At 55.3% G+C, this 19,136-nt stretch carries 17 protein-coding genes; 1 reads left to right on the forward strand and 16 read right to left on the reverse strand.

Annotated elements, in window-relative coordinates; genetic code table 11:
• Nucleotides 1-18 precede the first annotated feature (18 nt).
• From arsJ to C4S59_RS07715, 9 genes are all read right to left on the reverse strand, one after another.
• Entirely contained in the window at nucleotides 19-1,260 is a 1,242-nt protein-coding gene (gene arsJ / locus C4S59_RS07675) for an organoarsenical effux MFS transporter ArsJ (protein ID WP_103909878.1), read from the reverse strand.
• Nucleotides 1,257-2,255 (reverse strand): ArsJ-associated glyceraldehyde-3-phosphate dehydrogenase, encoded by a 999-nt coding sequence (locus tag C4S59_RS07680; RefSeq protein ID WP_103909879.1) that lies wholly within the window; start codon nucleotides 2,253-2,255, stop codon nucleotides 1,257-1,259. Before C4S59_RS07680 ends, arsJ begins: the two co-directional genes overlap by 4 nt.
• 63 nt (nucleotides 2,256-2,318) lie before the next feature.
• Complete coding sequence (gene ade, locus C4S59_RS07685; RefSeq protein ID WP_103909880.1) at nucleotides 2,319-4,013, reverse strand: adenine deaminase; 1,695 nt, start codon at nucleotides 4,011-4,013, stop codon at nucleotides 2,319-2,321.
• A 129-nt stretch (nucleotides 4,014-4,142) separates the two neighbouring features.
• On the reverse strand, nucleotides 4,143-4,337 hold the full coding sequence (locus C4S59_RS07690) for a hypothetical protein (protein ID WP_103909881.1): 195 nt from the start codon (nucleotides 4,335-4,337) through the stop codon (nucleotides 4,143-4,145).
• 48 nt (nucleotides 4,338-4,385) lie between these two features.
• Nucleotides 4,386-5,108 (reverse strand): gamma-glutamyl-gamma-aminobutyrate hydrolase family protein, encoded by a 723-nt coding sequence (locus C4S59_RS07695; protein WP_103909882.1) that lies wholly within the window; start codon nucleotides 5,106-5,108, stop codon nucleotides 4,386-4,388.
• Nucleotides 5,108-6,058, reverse strand: a complete 951-nt coding sequence (locus C4S59_RS07700) for an amidoligase family protein (protein ID WP_103909883.1) — start codon at nucleotides 6,056-6,058, stop codon at nucleotides 5,108-5,110. Before C4S59_RS07700 ends, C4S59_RS07695 begins: the two co-directional genes overlap by 1 nt.
• A gap of 11 nt (nucleotides 6,059-6,069) precedes the next feature.
• Complete coding sequence (locus tag C4S59_RS07705; protein ID WP_160006798.1) at nucleotides 6,070-7,518, reverse strand: sensor histidine kinase; 1,449 nt, start codon at nucleotides 7,516-7,518, stop codon at nucleotides 6,070-6,072.
• 297 nt (nucleotides 7,519-7,815) lie between these two features.
• Nucleotides 7,816-8,361, reverse strand: coding sequence for an RNA polymerase sigma factor (locus tag C4S59_RS07710; RefSeq protein ID WP_103909885.1), 546 nt, complete (start codon nucleotides 8,359-8,361; stop codon nucleotides 7,816-7,818).
• Nucleotides 8,358-8,540: a NepR family anti-sigma factor gene (locus C4S59_RS07715; RefSeq protein ID WP_103909886.1), complete on the reverse strand. Its 183-nt coding sequence runs from the start codon at nucleotides 8,538-8,540 to the stop codon at nucleotides 8,358-8,360. The genes C4S59_RS07710 and C4S59_RS07715 overlap by 4 nt, the downstream gene beginning before the upstream one ends.
• A 100-nt stretch (nucleotides 8,541-8,640) precedes the next feature.
• Here C4S59_RS07715 and C4S59_RS07720 point away from each other — a divergent pair, with 100 nt between their 5' ends.
• On the forward strand, nucleotides 8,641-9,441 hold the full coding sequence (locus C4S59_RS07720; RefSeq protein ID WP_103909887.1) for a response regulator: 801 nt from the start codon (nucleotides 8,641-8,643) through the stop codon (nucleotides 9,439-9,441).
• Nucleotides 9,442-9,513: 72 nt separating this feature from the next.
• Here C4S59_RS07720 and C4S59_RS07725 read toward each other — a convergent pair whose 3' ends face one another.
• The 7 genes from C4S59_RS07725 to C4S59_RS07755 form a co-directional block, all read right to left on the reverse strand.
• Nucleotides 9,514-9,678, reverse strand: a complete 165-nt coding sequence (locus C4S59_RS07725; protein WP_103909888.1) for a DUF1328 domain-containing protein — start codon at nucleotides 9,676-9,678, stop codon at nucleotides 9,514-9,516.
• Between the two features lie 350 nt (nucleotides 9,679-10,028).
• Nucleotides 10,029-11,429 carry a TRAP transporter large permease gene (locus C4S59_RS07730; RefSeq protein ID WP_103909889.1) on the reverse strand — a complete coding sequence of 467 codons (1,401 nt, stop codon included), beginning with the start codon at nucleotides 11,427-11,429 and terminating at the stop codon, nucleotides 10,029-10,031.
• 3 nt (nucleotides 11,430-11,432) lie between these two features.
• Nucleotides 11,433-12,062: a TRAP transporter small permease subunit gene (locus tag C4S59_RS07735; protein ID WP_103909890.1), complete on the reverse strand. Its 630-nt coding sequence runs from the start codon at nucleotides 12,060-12,062 to the stop codon at nucleotides 11,433-11,435.
• A gap of 108 nt (nucleotides 12,063-12,170) precedes the next feature.
• The gene (locus tag C4S59_RS07740) at nucleotides 12,171-13,181 is read right to left on the reverse strand and encodes a C4-dicarboxylate TRAP transporter substrate-binding protein (protein ID WP_103909891.1); all 1,011 of its coding nucleotides are present in this window, start codon (nucleotides 13,179-13,181) and stop codon (nucleotides 12,171-12,173) included.
• A gap of 167 nt (nucleotides 13,182-13,348) precedes the next feature.
• On the reverse strand, nucleotides 13,349-16,207 hold the full coding sequence (uvrA, locus tag C4S59_RS07745) for an excinuclease ABC subunit UvrA (protein WP_103909892.1): 2,859 nt from the start codon (nucleotides 16,205-16,207) through the stop codon (nucleotides 13,349-13,351).
• Nucleotides 16,208-16,368: 161 nt separating this feature from the next.
• Entirely contained in the window at nucleotides 16,369-17,454 is a 1,086-nt protein-coding gene (locus C4S59_RS07750) for an ABC transporter ATP-binding protein (protein WP_103909893.1), read from the reverse strand.
• Nucleotides 17,455-17,466: 12 nt separating this feature from the next.
• Entirely contained in the window at nucleotides 17,467-19,125 is a 1,659-nt protein-coding gene (locus tag C4S59_RS07755) for an alpha-glucosidase (RefSeq protein WP_103909894.1), read from the reverse strand.
• Between the last annotated feature and the right edge of the window lie 11 nt (nucleotides 19,126-19,136).

A 19,136-nucleotide genomic window follows, 5' to 3' on the forward strand; every position in this document is an offset into this window, starting at 1 on the left:
CAAGCATATCTTGGAAAATCAACTTTGCAGGCGACCTGCCGCAAAAGCGCTAAGCGCAAGCATGATCGAAGCCGTCGCAAGGCAGGCAGAAACGCCACCGATCTGATAGCTGAGACCGGACAGAACCGTGCCCAACAACCGCCCACCGGCGTTGGCCATATAGTAAAACCCGACGTCCATTGTCACACGCTCCCCGCTGGTAAACGCAAGGATCAGGTAGGAATGCAAAGATGAGTTCACAGCAAAAATCGCTCCGAACACCAGCAATCCCAAAACCAGCGCGATAGTGGTGCCGGTACTCGCCCCGGCGCTCCAAAGTACGACGGCCAGAACGGCGGGAATAATCGTCAGAGCAATCACCCAGGTTCGCGCGGCTGCGATCAATTCAGCCTCGGATCGGGTGGTCGCACGCAGGAGTTTGGGCGCGTTGGCCTGAACAAAGCCGTACAGGATTGTCCAAACGGCCATGAAAGACCCGATCATGAAAAAGGCCTGCCGGTTACCAGCCTCGGACCCGTCCGACAGCACCGCGTAAAAGTAGATCGGGATGCCGACAACGAACCACACATCCCGCGCACCGAACAGAAAGACACGCGCGGCGCTTAACCAGTTCACATTCGACGTTGTGGCAAAGACATCGCCGAACTTTGTGCCTTTCTTCCCCTTTGGCAGGCCCGACGGCATTTTCCAGATCACCGCACACAGGATGAAAAACAGAATTGCGGCCATACCAAGAACCGACGGCACAAAGCCCCAGATCGCCAAAAGAACGGCGCCTAAGAGAAAGCCAAATCCCTTAACCGCGTTTTTGGAACCTGTCAGAACTGCAACCCACCGGAACAAACCACCCTGCCCGCTGGGTGCCAACACCTTCACTGCGCTTTTGGCAGACATTTTGGACAAATCCTTGGCTACGCCAGATGCGCCTTGAACGGCCATGACAAAGGCCACGGACAGGCCAATCCCCCAATTCGGATCAAGCTGCGACAGGGCCAACAAGGCCACAACCTGAAGTGACAGCCCGGCATAGAGCGTTGAAGTCAGGCCAAATCGCGCGGCGATCCACCCTGCGCAAAGGTTGGTCACAACGCCCGCGATTTCATACAGAACAAACAGATAGGCCAACTGGACCGGCGAGAAACCAAGCGTGTGGAAATGCAGTAGCACCAACATGCGCAACGCGCCGTCGGTCAGCATAAACGCCCAATAGGCTGCGGTGACAGCGATATAGGCAGTCAGGCCCTCTGTCCGTCCGGTCATAGGCTGTTGCCTACCATCAGGCTGACATCGGCCAAACGGTGCGCATACCCCCATTCGTTGTCATACCACGCGTAGACCTTAAGCTGGGTGCCGTTCACCACCATGGTCGACGGAGCGTCGATAATCGAACTGCGGGCATCGTTGACGTAGTCGGTCGACACCAACGGGCGTTCTTCATATCCGAGAATGCCCTTAAGTTCGCCCTCAGCGGCGTCTTTGAAGAAGCCGTTGACCTCTTCCACCGTGGTCGGGCGCTCCAGTTCGAACACACAATCCGTCAGCGACGCGTTCAGCAAAGGCACGCGCACCGCGTGGCCATTCAAGCGGCCTTTCAGTTCCGGATAGATCATGGTGATCGCCGTGGCGCTGCCCGTTGTTGTCGGGATCAGAGAATTCAACGCGGACCGCGCGCGGCGCAGATCTTTTGCGGGGCGATCAACGATTGTTTGCGTGTTCGTCACATCATGGATTGTTGTGATTGACCCGTGCTTGATGCCGATTTTTTCATGCACAACCTTCACCACCGGAGCGAGGCAGTTTGTCGTGCAACTGGCTGCGGTCACAATCCGGTGCTGCGCCGCATCGTAGTTGTCATGGTTGACCCCGTAGACCAGATTGACGGCCTCGTCTTCTTTTACAGGGGCCGAGACCACCACCTTCTTCACGCCTGCATCAAAATAGGGCTGCAATTTTTCGGTGGTTTTGAACGCCCCCGTACAATCGATCACCACATCGACACCCTCAAGCGGAAGCTTGGTCAGGTCGCGTTCGTTATAGACGGGCATAAAGGTGCCATCTACCGACAGACCCTTCGTATTGCTAGAAAACTCGGCGTCCCAGCGGCCGTGAACCGTGTCGAACTCAAGCAGGTGCGCATGCATGGCCGCATCGCCCACCGCATCATTCAGCCACGCGATCTTGCACCCCTTTTCCAACAAAGGCTTCAGTACAAGTTTTCCGATCCGGCCAAGGCCGTTCAGTGCGTAGGTCGTCACGATAGTCTCTCCATTTAACGTCGCATGCGCGATTACCGGTCGATGATGACAGCGCGATGACAATCAGCCAATAATTTCAAACTTATGTACATCGACCATGCCACGATCTGTAATTTTCAACGCAGGGATAACCGGCAACGCCAAGAAGGCAAGCTGCAGAAACGGCTCATCCAGTGTCACACCAAGCGATTTTGCAGCCGCCCGCAGGTCAACCAGCTGGTCGTGTACCTTTTCAAAGGGATCAAGGCTCATAAGGCCGGCCACCGGCAATGGAAGTTCCGCCAGAACCTGACCATCACGCACGACAACAAACCCGCCATCAATCTCGCTCAGCCGGTTCGAGGCAACGGCCATGTCTTCGTAGTTCGCACCGACACAGGCAATGTTGTGGTGGTCGTGACAGACGGTTGAGGCAATGGCCCCCGCCTGCATTCCGAAACCTCTGACAAAGCCTGTGGCGATGTTTCCGTTTTTACCGTGCCGTTCAACCACAGCGATGCGGATCAGGTCGCGGTCAATGTCGGGCTTTTGATCACCATCGACGATCGCGACGTCTTCTGAAAGGTGATCCGTCAAAATCTGGCCTTCCCGAATGCCGATGACATCCACCGTTTCACGATTGGTGACACGGCGAAAATCCGAAGCAGCCACTTGCGGTGCTTTGACCGATTTCAGCCCGACCGGATCAATGATTTGCCGGTTGGCAAATGCATCGTCTGTCAAAAGCTGACCGGCGGCAAAAACCATCTGAACGTCGCAATCTTCGAGACTTTTGACCGCAACAATGTCGGCGCGTTTGCCCGGTGCAATGTGCCCGCGATCTTTCAAACCGAACGCTTCGGCGGCAGACAGCGATGCGGCGCGATAGGTTGCCAATACCGGCGACCCCAAGCCAATCAAACGCCGGATCATAAAGTCCAAATGACCCTGTTCGGCGATATCAAGCGGGTTCCGGTCATCGGTGCAAAGGCACATGTAAGGCGCGGTGATGTCCGTCAGCAGCGGCTGAAGGGCATCCAGATCCTTGGAAACAGAGCCTTCCCTGATCAGTACTCGCATGCCCTTTTGCAATTTTTCACGGGCTTCATCGGGGGATGTGGCCTCGTGTTCGGTAAAAATTCCTGCGGAAACGTAGGCGTTCAGGTCTTTGCCGGACAGCAGCGGGCAATGTCCGTCTTTGTGGCCACCCTCAAACAGGCGCAGCTTGTCCATCATCTGGGGATCGCGATGGATCACACCGGGATAATTCATGACCTCGGCCAACCCAATGCCCGACTGGTGGTTCATCACCTCAGCTATATCATCGGCCAGCAACTCGGCACCGGCGGTTTCCATATGGGTCGACGGAACACATGACGACAATTGCACGCGGATATCCATCAGACAGCTTTCGCTGGCCTTCTGGAAGTAGCGGATGCCATCCAAGCCGATGACGTTCGAAATTTCATGGGGATCACAAATGGCTGTCGTCACGCCGCGCGGTCCGACGCAACGGTCGAATTCAAAGGGCGTGACCAACGAGCTTTCGATATGGAGATGTGTGTCGATGAATCCGGGCACCAAGGTCAGGCCAGACACATCAACGACCTGCGCGCCCTCATATTCTGCACCGATCCCGACAATCGTATCGCCACAAATCGCGACATCGCCATCAATGAATAACCCGGTCACCAGATCAAAGACACGACCACCCCGTAAAACGATATCCGCAGGTTCGTCCCCGCGACCCTGAGAAATGCGTTTTTCCAAATCAGCCATTGAGCGCCCCTATTTCCGTATTTCCTTAAGCACACCCTGTTTCCACGGCGGCGTCCAGTGGCAACGCGCCGGCACAAACGAAAAGAGCGACCCGAAGGCCGCTCTTTTCCACTCTTGACGATTTACCTATCAAGACCGCTCATTGCGGCTGCTTTTGCCCTCACCCGCGTCGTCGCGCGAATTGCTCGTAAGCGCCAGTATCAAACCGGCAATCAATATCAGCGCAACGAGGCCGATTACGAAAACATCCGTCGCCATGTTGCTTCCTTTCGGTTGTTCATAAAGAAAACGGCCGGAAAACCCATCGGTTCCGGATTTTTTCAAAACCTATCCATCAGAATAGGACGTTTTCTTGGGAACTCGGAAAGATTGCTACAAACTGTCGCTAATGGCTTGACCGTGCGTATAAGAAATTTGGTTCCGTTCCTGTTGGCGCGCGCGTGCTGCAGCCACAAGCGCGCCGAAAATCCGACGCTGGGCTTTTCGATAGAACAGATGTTCAGGGTGCCATTGAACGCCTAGGGCAAAAGGATCACGATCGCGTTCGATCGCCTGCACCATACCGCCTTCGTCACGTCCGACCACCTTCAGGCAATCACCCAGCTTATCCACCGCTTGTGTGTGAAGTGCGTTCACGTCGACGCATGCAACCTGAGTTGTCTCTTCGATCAAACTGCCTTTTTCCAACGTGACGCGTTTGCGTGGCAGGATCGTGCGGTATTTCTTGGAGGTGTAAACGCCATATGCATCCTGATGAAGCGTTCCACCGGACACCACGTTGATCATCTGGGATCCTCGGCAAATGCCAAGAATGGGAAGGTCGCGTTTAAAAGCCTGCCGAATGACATCCGCTTCAAGCGCGTCCCGATCCGGATCAAGCCGCACGCCGATTTTGACCTCGCCGCCATAAAGCGTGGGGGCAATGTCGTCGCCACCGCCAATGATAACGCCATCCACGGAAGCAACATCAATGTCGCGACCAGCCTGCCAACGCACAGCAGTGCCGCCAGCAAGGCGAACATTGAACCAGATCAGCGGGAATATGCGCCAGCCCGACCGTTTTGATACCGTGACGCCAATCCTGGGTCGTGGCATCAGAAGTCCCCCGTCAGTTTGGATGACTCTTTGCGCCAGTCGCTCCGGATTGATGTCAGGGACGCGCGGTGTTCCTTCCACGCTTCCTTCAAGTCCTCCAAAAGATCAGCATCGCGGGCGATTTTTTCGATCTTGATCCATCGCTGCCACTCTAGTTCCAGCGACCAGTCATCCTGATCGATCCGACAATCCGGCAAGCGGAAATGATAAGTGGGCCGCGCCGAAATCGTGGCCATATCCATCTCGGCCGCGACGCGGTCCTTATCGATCATCGCAAAGATGCACATCATATCCAGCCCGTAGTTTCGCGAGGGTGCCAGTTCCAGATAACAGTCGATCAGCTCTGCCATCGAACCAAAATCGCGTTCGGCCAAAGCATCGACCAAAGCACGCGGATACGGATCAACAAAGGGAAGCGCGCGGCGCGACAGATCGATGTTTGCCGCTTCCCGCAACGCGTCTTCACAAAGGGCATATGCCGTCAGAACCGGCAGAATTTTTTCCAATGTCAGTGCTTCGACTTCAGGGTTGAAGTGCACACCATACCCAAGCAGCAAACCGCCATCTGTACCCACGGCGCCAGCCTGTTTCAGCCGATCGACGATGACGTCCAACTTATCCAAGGCTGTATGTGGGAACGGCGATGTCACCAGCTCAAGCGGCACAAATTTCCTTGCGATATCAAGTAGCTTCTTATCAAAGCTGCTTTCGGCTTGATGCAAATACTGGCTGTCCAGATAGACCTCGATATCGCCGATCTCGGTGTCTTCGATGATTAGGCCCTTGTCATCACGCGGGACGATCTGACCGCCAAAGCAGTCGACGACAATATCTGCCACCGCCTCTTCCTTCAAACCGCCGAATTCGATCTCGACGCCAAGCTGTCGTGTGTCGCCGTCGGTGGTATTCGGGTTAGGAAGCGTGATCGTTCCCTGAGCCTTATCGGTCATCTTGGTCCTCGTTAGTAATCAACGACTTCTGGTTTGAAGTCGGAAATGGTGAACTGAACTTTCACGGCGTAACACTGGTCTTCTACGCCTTGTTCCAAATCGCCCCCCAACTGGGTGACAAAGGCGCGGATCAACCGGCTACCAAGACCAGTTTCACCTGTAGACGACCTCTCTGCATGTGGATCAGACGTGTTGCTAATCACTACACTCACTTTCCGATCATCCAAACTTTTTACCGAAATGCGTAGCTCGCAGACACCTTGATCATCTGGACCGCCGTACTTGCCTGCATTGGTCAATGCTTCTGCAATCAAAAGCGACAGTGGCACCGCTTGATCCGGGTAAAGCTCTACCTCATCAATGTCGCGGATAACGTCGACGCGAGATCCACATTGCGTTTTTACACCACAGATTTGGTCGATCAGGTTGTTCACCAAGTCATGCGTCTGAACCTTTCCCAAATCCTCGGACTGATAGAGCGATCTATGAACGGTCGCGAGGCCCAAGATGCGGTCTTGTAAGCGTTGCAGAACCATCCGCGTCTCTTCGTGCGTCGCCTGACGGATCTGCATGTTCATGATCGATGAAATCAGCTGAAGGTTATTCTTAACTCTATGATGTACTTCTTTGAGAAGAATGGTTTTTTCGTGCAGCGCATCTTCAAGCTGCGCCTCATCGCGCATGATGGATTCCACCATGTTCAGGAAATCATTCTCCATGTCCTGAAGCTCGAGCGCCATATCTGGCGATGTTTTCTGCGATGGAACCCGACGGTTGCGCGCAAAGCCACGCATCTGACGCCGCAAGGTGCGAATATGACGGATGACCAACCGGTTGACCGCCAGATAGGCCACGATCACGCTGGCAGCCCACATCAAAAGCGGCAGTGCACGAGCAAAGCGTTGTTGATCCACAGCTTGGGCCGCGACGCTGTCTAAGGGCCAGACACTGACCGCCGTCACAAGGCCCGGGATCGATGTTGAAACCGAAAAGATACGTTCTTGCCCGTCGCCACTGACCGCTTGAAAGCTGCGCTGGTTGCCGCCGGCCAGTTCGCTGAAGTTTGTTTGCTTCGGAAGAATTTCCTTGGCGCGTTTCGGGGAAACTGTGGTCGACAGGATTTGCCCCTGCTTGTTGAACGTAATCACATCCACAAAGCCCGGCTCTTCGACGGCACCTTCCGATGATCTGAGTTCAGACACCGAGAATGAAATCAGCACCTGCCCTTTTAATACGTCACCATCAAAAAACGGAGAACTGACGACCACAACCGGCTCGTCGCTAAGCGGTGGATTATCGATGCGTAGAACAGACGGCTCGCGGCTTTTGGCGGCTTCGACCAACAGTGGGAAGACTGTCAGGTCTGCTTCGCGTTGCGCAGACAAACACATCAAGTTCGCGTCAGTATCGATAACGCCCAAAAAGTTGTGCAGTCCTTCAGACTGCTGAACTTCGGCCAAATGCCGGTAGCAAGTCGAAGGATCGCCCGCCACAACGTCCGAAATGGCGCTGAGGGTTTGTGCCGCTGCAAGTGTGTTCTGAATATTCCGCCGCTCAGCCGAGATCGCCGTTTCCGTCAGACCGATCACGTTCAACGCTGCACGTTCGCGGGTCACGTCGTGAAGTTCGGATGTTTGCAGGTATGAAACGACGCCAAGCGGGACCAGCGCGATCGACAAAAAGCCGATGATCCGCGCCCCGAGCCCGCTTGGAACTGGTCTGGGTCCAGGTGTTCCGATCATTGCGAACGCGCGCCGTCAGGCCGACCGAGCGGACACGACAGCCATTGTTGCGCTGTCTGTCATTTCCAAGGCCTCGTTTTCGTTCAAGCCCATGATCTCGGCTAGGCGTGCACGACCGCGGTTTGTACGGCTTTTGATCGTACCGACCGCAACTCCACACATTTCGGCTGCTTCCTCATAGGAAAAGCCGGACGCACCAACAAGGATCAAGGCTTCGCGCTGTTCATCGTTCAGCTGTTCAAACGCGACACGGAAGTCTTTCATCTGCAGGCGACCATCGTGGGCAGGCTTTTCAGAAAGGCTGTTGGTCATAACGCCGTCGACGTCGGACACTTCACGACCAGCTTTACGACGGTTCGAATAATAGGTGTTGCGCAGAATTGTAAAAAGCCACGCGCGCATATTTGTTCCGGTCTGAAAACTTTCGATTTTTGTCCAGCCCTTCACCAGCGTGTCTTGCACCATGTCATCGGCCAAAGAGCCGTTGCGGGTCAAACTAAGCGCAAATGCACGCAGCGCTGGGATGTGTGTCACCAGCTCCTCACGGGGGTCAGCGCTCATTTCTGATCTCCCTGCTCGGCTTTTTCCTCGGATGCAGCACCACCGTCCTGCGCCTTGAGTTGATCAAGTAGGTTCAAAAACCGATCAGGAATATCTTCGCTGATCATGTCCTGATAGACACGCTTCAAATTGTCATCGATGAGCCGAGCCTGCTTCGAATTCTCGATTTCGTTCGCCATGGTTACCCTATATGCTTCCCGCAAAATTCTGATCTGATCTTGGAACCAAACGCGCGAACATGCGTTAGGTTCCAAATAAGTTTGAAAAAAGGATGGGGAAATGACAACACAGGATCTGAGCAGCGAGATCGGCTCAGCACTGCCTTACCTGCGTCGCTATGCACGCGCTTTGACAGGTGATCAAACGTCCGGTGACCGCTATGCGGCAGCCACATTGGAAGCGGTTCTAGCGGACCGTAATATGGTAATCGAAGCGAGCAGCCCGAAAGTGGGTCTGTTCAAAGTATTCCACGGCATCTGGGTGACAACCGGCGCCCCCGTGACAACAGAAAGCGACGGCCCCCGTGCCGCCGCACAAAAGCATCTTGCGCGCCTGACAACAAACAGCCGCGAGGCGCTTCTTCTTCATACAATCGAAGAATTCAGCCTGTCCGCTGTAGCCGAGATCATGCAGATCGGTGGCGACGAGGCAGAAATTCTGGTTGAAACGGCGCGCCGCGAAATGGCGGATGGTCTGTCTGGACGCGTTCTGATCATCGAAGACGAAGCAATTATCGCTATGGATCTTGAATCTATCGTTGCCGATCTAGGTCACCGCGTCACTGGCGTTGCACGCACCCGCGATGGTGCCGTTGCCTTGGGCGCACAGGACACGCCCGACCTCATTCTGGCTGATATCCAACTGGCCGATAATTCGTCCGGCGTTGATGCTGTGAACGATTTGCTGGCTGATCTGGGCGAACGTCCCGTGATCTTCATCACAGCCTTCCCCGAACGTCTTTTGACCGGCGACAAACCGGAACCTGCGTTCCTGATTTCCAAGCCCTACTCCGAAGAACAGGTCCGTTCGGCGATCTCGCAAGCGATGTTCTTTTCGTCGACAGAAACACTCAAAGCTTAAATTTTTTCTGTCGTTCACAACAAAAAACCCCCGCCAATCAGGCGGGGGTTTTTTCGTGCCGTGTTCAGCGCGTTAGGCCTTGCGCAAGACCCGCATAACCAGCGTCACAACAAACAGTACCAAGAACACGACGAACAGAACCTGTGCGATACCGGCAGATGCCGACGCGATGCCGCCAAAGCCAAAAACAGCAGCGATAATAGCAACGATGAAGAATGTAACAGCCCAACCAAGCATGGGAAATTCCTTTCGATTTGTGGTGCCCCCGAGTTGTTCGCCATGATTCTAAAGTGGCGGAAAACTGTACGGGCTTTCAAAGAACCGGAACGCTTCCGGCGTCTGAATAACAAACGTGTAAAGCGGTGAAAGGTTCCCGTTTTTGGAATTTATTACCAAGGGTTGAAGCTGACCTGCCGGATGAAAACAGAGGTCTGCCGTTCTTAGAAAATAAGTAACTCAACGACTTGCACTGAAAGCTGAATGAGCCATATTTGGTAAAACAATTCCTAAAACGGCTGTTTCTCCAATTTCCCAGCCGTCTGAGACTTTAAAGCCGCCTTCGGTCGAAGGCGGCTTTTTTCTTTTCACTATGCCAGTGACGGTAGCCACAACACGATTGATGGAAAGGCCACCAAAAGCGCGATGGTCACAGCGTCCGCGAAGAAGAACGGAAGCACGCCGCGGAACACATCCTGCACGGACAGATCCGGACGGACACCAGCCACAACGAAACAGTTCAGGCCAATCGGTGGCGTGATTAGACAGAACTCTGCCATTTTCACCACAAGGATACCGAACCACACCGCACACATCGTACCGGACATGCCAAAGGTCGACTCTGCCGCTGTCACGGCCTCGCCCCCGTTCAGCGCCATCACTGCCGGATAGACAACTGGCAACGTCAGAAGAAGCATCCCAATCGCATCCATGAACATACCCAGCACGGCATAGGCCAGCAGAATGCAGATCAGGATCAGCATGGGCGGATAATCCAGCGACGTGATCCAATCCGAGAACGCTGTCGGAAGATCAGCAAAGCCGAGGAAGCGCACATAGATCAGTACACCCCAGATGATCGAGAAAATCATCACGGACAGCTTCGCTGTTTCGATCAATGCGTCTTTCAGCTCGGGCCAACGCATCCCGCGCCACAGCGCCATCACAAGAACGATGAACGCCCCGATTGCCCCACCTTCCGTCGGTGTCCCCCATGCGTCACCGCCGAAGGGGTTGTAGACGAAGAAGATGATGATCACGACAACCGCAAAGATTGGAAGCGCGGGTGGCAAAGCTTCGAACCTTTGGCGCCATGTGAACCCGCTGACCGGCGGGCCAAAGTTCTTCATGGTCAGAGCCAAACCGATGATCAAAGCCGCATAGACAAATGCCGAGAACATGCCGGGGATAAAGCCGGCCAACAGCAACTTGCCTACGTCCTGCTCAACGATGATAGCATAGATCACAAGGATCGCAGACGGCGGGATTAGTGAAGCAAGCGTGCCGCCAGCCGCCACAACACCTGCAGCAAAGCGTTTATCGTAGCCGATCTTCAGCATTTCGGGGATCGCGATCCGGGCGAAGACCGCAGCGGTCGCAACCGACGCGCCGGACACGGCCGCAAAACCCGCCGTAGCAAAAACCGTCGACACGGCCAAGCCGCCCGGCACCCATGCGATCCAGCGTTTGGCGGCCTCGAACAAAGCCCGGGTCAGGCCGGCATAGTATGCCAGATAGCCGATCAGGATGAATGTCGGGATCAACGACAAAGCCTGCGACGCTACCTTACCATGGGGCACCTGCCCCGCGGTTTTAATGGCAACGGTCATCGCCCAGCCAAGTTGTTCGGGCGCATAGCCCTTCTTGGCCCAGAAAATCCAGATCAGCCCAAGCAGACCCGCGAATGCAGCCGCAAAAGCCACCCGCATCCCGATAACAACAAGGACCAGCATGATACCGCTGACCCACAAACCAATTTCAATGGGTTCCATAGCCTAGTCCCGCCCCGAGATATGTTCTGCTTCTTGGGCCGCTTGTTCGGCCACGGATTGAACCAGCGGCACAGCCGCTGGGCTTTCCAGCCCAAGCACAAACGCACGGCCGAAACCGATCAACTGAAGGATCAACCGAAGGCTCATGACAAAGAAAGCGACCGGCACAACCAGTTTAGCAGGCCACAACGGAAGTCCGATGTCGATGGTGCTGTCGCGGCTCCACAACGGTTTGGAAAGATCGAAGCTGCGATCAAAGTGTGCCCAAGTGCCGTACACCAGCGCCGCGATGACAAGAAAGATGGCCAACGTTGTAACGAATTCAGCCAACCACAACGGGCGCCCTTTCAACTGGCCAATCAGGATGTCCATCCGGATGTGCCCGCCTTCGCGTTGGACATACGATACCCCGAGGATCGCAATCAGCGGCATTAGGGTTTCGATCCAGTCTACGTACCCGCGCAGGGGTTCATTGAACAAATTTCGGCCGGTCACCGATATGACCGCCAAAAACATCAACATGAATGCGAAAATTCCAGCGACTAGCACGAACACCCGCTCAACCCGCAACAGCGAATGGTCCAAGCGGCTGATCAGGCTGTCATCGCTATGAACAGCGGATGCACCGGCCATGGCTCACCTTTCAAGTCTGGTCATGTGATACGAAATGGCCCCGTTCGGGATATCCTGACGGGGCCACATCCGACTGCCGCCTTGGCATAGGCCAAGACGCGCCGGTCGTTACTTGCGCATGTCTGCGAGCGTGGAGTTCACCAGATCATACAGCTCTTGCGCAGGAAGACCCTGAGCTGCGTTTTCTTCGATCCATGCCTTTGCAATCGGGCCAGCCGCGACTTCGCGGAACTTCGCCAGTTCCTCGTCCGAGATCATGACCTTCTGAACGCCTTTTTCGGCCAGAACGCTGTCCCACTTCTCAAGAAGTGCGCCGTAGTTTGCCAGATAATGATCGATTGCTTCATCAACAGAGCTGTCCAATGCTGCGCGATGCTCATCCGACAGGCTTTCATACGCGTCGATGTTTACAACGATCGGGCAGTTCACGGTGCCGGGGTTCAGGTTGGCTGTCCACCAGTCCGCTTCGTTGATTGTGCCGAACGACAGGTGCGCATGCTGAGCGAACGCAACTGTGTCAACAACGCCGGATTCCATCGCCTGATAGGCTTCGGACGATGTCACAGACGTCGGAACGCCCCCAACAGCGGCAAAGGCCTTACCCAGACCGCCAGTCGCGCGAACGCGCATGCCGTCGAATTCTGCCAGTTCGTCACGCGGCTCGCCTGTACCAACAAGGTTGTACTGGGGCATCGGCGACGTCATCAGCATTTTTGCGTTCCACTGCGCCATTTCTTCGGCAACAGCGGGGTGCGCGTAAACAGCGTGGCTGACGGCAACTTCTTCTTCCAGTGTGTTCACACCGAGGAACGGCAGTTCCAGAACGGTGATCGCACGGTTTTTGTCAGCGTGATAGCCCGCGCAGAACTGCGCCATTTCAAACGCACCGATGGAGATACCATCAAGGTTTTCAGTGTTCTTCGACAGGCCGCCGTAGGACACATTCATGGTGAATTCGCCGTTGGTCTTGGCGCTTACCAGTTCGGCCAGCTTTTCAACGTGCTCGGTGAACGCGCGGCGCTTACCCCAGACAGATACGTTCCATTCTGTTGCAGCCGCTTCGCCAGCAATTGTCAGAGCCAACAGCGACACTGTCAGCTTTGCAGTGATATTTTTCATATTATCCTCCCAAATTTCAACACCGTAGGATGTTGAAGATAGGCGAAATCCTAGTGCACTCAGCCAGCGACGCAATACCCAGTTTTGGGCAGGAAGCCTGACGCAGTGAAAAAGTTTCGACTATCCCGCGCAGGTCGCCCCACGCAGGATTTGGCAGCGGAATAAAATTACTCTGCAGCCACCCGTTTCGGTGACAACATTTCTTTCAGATAACGGCCTGTGTGACTGCGCGGTTCGTCGGCGATCTCTTCCGGGGTGCCTTCGCCGACGACTTCGCCACCACCATCGCCGCCTTCCGGGCCGATATCGATGATCCAGTCCGCCGTCTTAATCACATCCAGATTGTGTTCGATCACGATGACCGTATTTCCGGCTTCGACCAGGGAATGTAAAACTTCCAACAGTTTACGCACATCTTCGAAATGAAGACCGGTGGTCGGTTCGTCCAGAATGTATAGGGTCCGTCCGGTCGACCGACGCGCCAGTTCCTTGGACAGCTTCACGCGTTGCGCCTCGCCCCCTGACAGGGTCGTCGCCTGCTGGCCTACCTTGATATAACCAAGCCCGACCTTCACCAACGCATCCATTTTTTCGCGGATTGATGGCACAGCCGAGAAGAATGCCTGCGCATCCTCGACGGTCATATCCAGCACATCGGCAATCGATTTGCCCTTGAACTTGATCTCAAGCGTTTCGCGGTTGTAGCGCGCGCCTTTACAGGTTTCGCAGGTCACATAGACGTCTGGCAGAAAGTGCATTTCGATCTTGATGACGCCGTCACCCTGACAGGCCTCGCATCGTCCGCCTTTAACGTTGAACGAAAAACGCCCCGGTTTGTAACCGCGCGCCTTGGCTTCCGGCAGGCCCGCGAACCAGTCACGGATAGGACCAAACGCTCCAGTATAAGTCGCGGGGTTCGACCGCGGGGTCCGGCCAATCGGACGCTGGTCGATATCGATGACCTTATCCAACTGCTCCAACCCCTTGATCGTTTCACACGGGCTGGGTGTTTGCTTGGCCCCATTCAGACGCATGGATGCGGTTTTGAACAGTGTCTCAATCGTTAGCGTGGATTTACCACTGCCTGAAACACCCGTGATGCAAACGAATTTGCCCAATGGGAAATCGACGCTCACGTCTTTCAGATTGTTTCCCGTCGCTTTGACAACGCGCACGGCCTTACCGTTTCCGGGTCGCCGCTCTACCGGAACAGAAATCTCGCGTGTGCCAGACAGATACTGGCCGGTGACCGAGTTCTCATCATCCGCGACCTGTTTCGGGGTTCCGTGGCTGACGACCTGACCGCCGTGAATACCGGCACCCGGACCAATGTCGAAGACATAATCCGCCTCGCGAATGGCGTCTTCGTCATGTTCAACCACGATCACCGTGTTCCCCTGATCCCGCAGGTTTTTCAGCGTCGTCAGCAGACGATCATTGTCGCGTTGGTGCAGACCAATGGAAGGTTCGTCCAGAACATACAGAACCCCCGTCAGACCAGAGCCAATCTGGCTGGCCAGACGGATACGCTGGCTTTCGCCCCCCGACAGAGTGCCTGCGTTCCGCGACAGCGTCAGATACTCAAGACCCACGTTGTTCAGAAACCCGAGCCGTTCGCGAATTTCCTTCAGGATCGCACGGGCGATTTCGTTTTTCTGTTTGCTTAAGGCATCCGGCACGCTTTGTGTCCAGGCGTAGGCATCCTTGATCGACATCTCGACAACCTGCCCCACGTGCAGACCACCTATTTTGACGGCCAGCGCCTCTTCGCGCAGACGGTATCCACCACACGTTCCGCACGCACGGTTGTTCTGGAAGCGTTCGAATTCTTCGCGCACCCAGCTTGAATCCGTCTCGCGATAGCGGCGTTCCATATTGCGGATAACGCCTTCGAACACCCGCGTCACGTTGTAGACGCGACCGCCTTCGTCATAGCGGAAAGCGATTTCTTCATCGCCCGAGCCGAACAAAAATACCTGCTGCACATGTTTGGGCAGGTCTTTCCATTTCGTCGAGGTCTTAAATCCGTAATGCTTGGCAAGACTTTGAATTGTTTGCGTAAAATATGGCGACTTGCCCTTGCGCCACGGTGCAATGGCCCCATCGCCAATCGTCAGGTTCTGATCCGGAACAACCAGACGTTCGTCAAAGAAAAGCTCGACGCCCAAACCATCACATTCAGGACAAGCCCCAAACGGTGCGTTGAACGAAAACAGGCGCGGTTCGATTTCGGGAATTGTAAACCCGGACACCGGACAAGCAAAGTTTTCCGAGAATGTGATCCGCTCGGGATCGCCCTCTTTCGGCGCGGTTTCCAGAATGGCGATACCATCGGCCAGATCCAGCGCGGTACGGAACGAGTCCGCCAATCGCGTCTCCATGCCTTCACGCACGACGATCCTGTCAACGACCACATCGATGTCGTGACGGAATTTCTTATCCAGCGTCGGCGGCTCGTCGAGTTCGTAGAACTCACCGTCTACCTTGACGCGCTGGAAGCCCTGCTTGCGCAGTTCAAGGAACTCTTTCTTGTACTCGCCCTTCCGGTCGCGAACGATGGGCGCCAGCAGGTAGCCACGTGTGCCTTCTTCCATGTCCATGACACGGTCGACCATGTCCTGAACCTGCTGCGCCTCGATCGGTTCGCCGGTTGCAGGGCTATAGGGCGTCCCTGCCCGCGCGAACAGCAGACGCATGTAGTCGTAGATTTCTGTAACCGTACCCACGGTCGAACGCGGGTTTTTCGACGTCGTTTTTTGTTCAATGGAAATCGCGGGGCTTAGGCCCGATATGTGATCCACATCTGGCTTTTCCATCATATCAAGGAACTGCCGCGCATAGGCTGACAGGCTTTCGACGTAACGGCGCTGGCCTTCAGCATAGATCGTGTCAAACGCCAAAGACGATTTCCCCGACCCGGAAAGGCCGGTGATCACGACCAACTGGTCGCGCGGAATATCCACATCAATCCCTTTGAGATTGTGCTCTCGCGCGCCGCGAACTTCGATAAACTTCTGCTCAGCCATGATCACCCCATTAACGGATGGTTTACACATAGTCGCGCCCACGCCATTCGCCAACAACAAAATGAGAACATAGTGCGAACATACGTGTGCAGCCGCCTATGTCGCACAAAAAAAGGCGCAGGCCAATTCGCCCACGCCTTTCAGGAGGAGTTCGGTTTCCGTCAGCGGTACAGAAGCGACGTGCCGTTGGCGAACAGGTGCACTTTCGCGGGGTCCGCTGTAAGGCGCACATCTGTGCCCCGCAGGCCCGAATGAATACCCTGCAGCTTGCCGATCACAGGATTGCCGTTCACCTCTTGGAAATAGAGCAAGGTGACCTCGCCCAAGGCTTCAGTGATCTGGACAGTGCCGTGGAAAATGAAGTCATCGGTCGCTGAGACAAAATCCTCGGGACGGACACCCACATTAACCTGCATCCCCAAATCATCCGCATTCGTCGGAACGTTGGAAATTGCAACGCCCCCATCTGCCAGCTTCACCTTGGTTTGCGCACCAGTTTCAATGATCTCGCCGGGTAGCAGGTTCATTGCGGGCGAGCCGATGAATTGCGCAACAAATTCGCTGTTGGGCGTTTCGTACAGCTCCAGCGGCGTGCCAACCTGCGCAATGCCTTTGTTTGCCAGAACCACAATGCGCGAAGCCAAAGTCATCGCTTCGACCTGATCATGGGTGACATAGATCATCGTCGATTCAGGCATCTTCTCTTTCAACTGCGCGATCTCGATCCGAGTTGCCACACGCAGCGCGGCATCAAGGTTCGAAAGCGGTTCGTCGAACAGATACACCTTGGGATCGCGCACAATGGACCGACCGATCGCAACCCGCTGGCGTTGACCGCCGGACAAAGCTTTGGGCAGACGATCAAGGTACTGATCAAGCTGCAGCATCTTGGCCGCGCGCTCGACCGCCTCATCAATCTCGGCCTGAGGTTTCTTGGCGATCTTCAGCGCAAAGGACATGTTTTCGCGCACCGTCATATGCGGATAAAGGGCGTATGACTGGAACACCATGGCGATACCGCGCTGTGCGGGCGGTACGTCGTTCACCACCTGCCCGTCGATCTCCAACGTGCCGCCGCTGATCTTTTCCAGCCCCGCAATCATCCGCAACAATGTGGATTTGCCACAGCCGGAGGGCCCAACAAAAACGATCAACTCGCCCTGTTGGATATCCAGATCAATGTCCTTCAGCACCTCGACGGAACCGCCATATGTCTTGGACACATCCGTCAGTTTCAGGTTCGCCATATCCTTCCCCCCTTAGGATGCGATTTTGATCATCAGGGCCGGCTGCCACGGACCAAGATGCAATTTGCCATCCGGCGCCGCGCCGGTGCTGCCCAGTTCAACTCCGATCTGGTGCCAATTGCCGTCTGGCATGTCGACAACGCCCGGCTCTCCGCTCAGGTTAAAGGCGCAGAAGATGTCCTCCTGTCCATAAGACCGCACGAAGGTAAGAACGTCACCGGTGACCGAGACATCCGTCTGCGTCCCCTTCAGGATCGCTTTGTGGGCATGGCGGAAGGCGATTGCCTTACGGTAGTGATGAAGGATCGTTGCAGGATCCTGTTCTAGATCAGCCACCGTCCGGTGCAGGTGATCATTGCTAACCGGCAACCACGGGCGACCCGTCGAAAAACCGCCATTCTGGTTGGACTGTTCCCAAACCATCGGCGTCCGGCAACCATCACGGCCCTTGAACGCGGGCCAGAAACGAATGCCGTAAGGATCTTGCAGGTCCTCGAACGCCACCTCGGCTTCGGGAAGCGCCAGTTCTTCCCCCTGATAAATACAAGTAGAGCCGCGCAAACACTGCATCAGTGTTGCAAAGCACCGCGCCGCCGCATCGGACAGACCCCACCGGCTGACATGACGCGGAACGTCATGGTTGGAGAACGCCCAACACGCCCAGCCATCGGCAGCGACCTGATCAATCTGCGCGAACACATCCGCGATGTACGCGGCCGTTGGCTGTTTTGATGACAACAGCTCGAACGCATAGCTCATGTGCATCAGGTCATCGCCACTGGTGTATTCACCAAGGATTTCCAAACCGCGGAGATCGTCGCCGATTTCGCCGACTGCGGCAGCGTTATATTGCGACATCAAGGCGCGAAGTTTCCGCAAGAAATCAAGGTTCTCCGGGCGGTTCTTATCATAAAGATGAATCTGCCATGTATAAGGGTTCACCTCGGGCGCGATGATCGGGCTGCGCTTTTCCTTGGGCAGTGGCGGGTTATCCCGCAGTTCTTTGTCGTGAACGTAGAAATTGATCGTATCCAGACGGAAGCCATCCACACCACGATCCAGCCAGAACTGCGCGACGCTCAACAGCGCCTCTTGAACCTGTGGTTCATGGAAGTTTAGATCAGGCTGTTCGGTCAGGAAGTTGTGCAGATAGTACTGGCAGCGGCCCGTGTCCCATTCCCAAGCCGAACCGCCAAAAATCGACAGCCAGTTGGTGGGCGGTGTGCCATCTTCTTTCGCATCGGCCCAGACGTACCAGTTGGATTTGTCGTTGTCTTTGGACTGGCGGCTTTCCTTGAACCACGCATGCTGGTCAGACGTGTGCGATAGCACCAGATCGATCATAACCTTCAGGCCCAGACGATGGGCGGTCGACACCAGCACATCGAAATCTGCAAGCGACCCGAACATCGGATCGACATCGCAGTAATCGGACACGTCGTATCCAAAATCCTTCATCGGTGATGTGAAGAACGGCGAAATCCAGATCGCGTCCACACCAAGCGACGCAATATGCGGCAAACGCTGGGAAATTCCCAACAAATCGCCGATCCCATCACCGTTGGAATCCTGAAAACTGCGCGGATAGATCTGATAGATCACCGCACCGCGCCACCAATCTTTGTCTACGTCTGCGCCCGCCATTACCGGATGCTCCAACTCTTTTGTCATTGTTGTCTTTC

The sequence above is a fragment of the Thalassococcus halodurans genome (assembly GCF_900108225.1).
Taxonomy (GTDB): domain Bacteria; phylum Pseudomonadota; class Alphaproteobacteria; order Rhodobacterales; family Rhodobacteraceae; genus Thalassococcus; species Thalassococcus halodurans.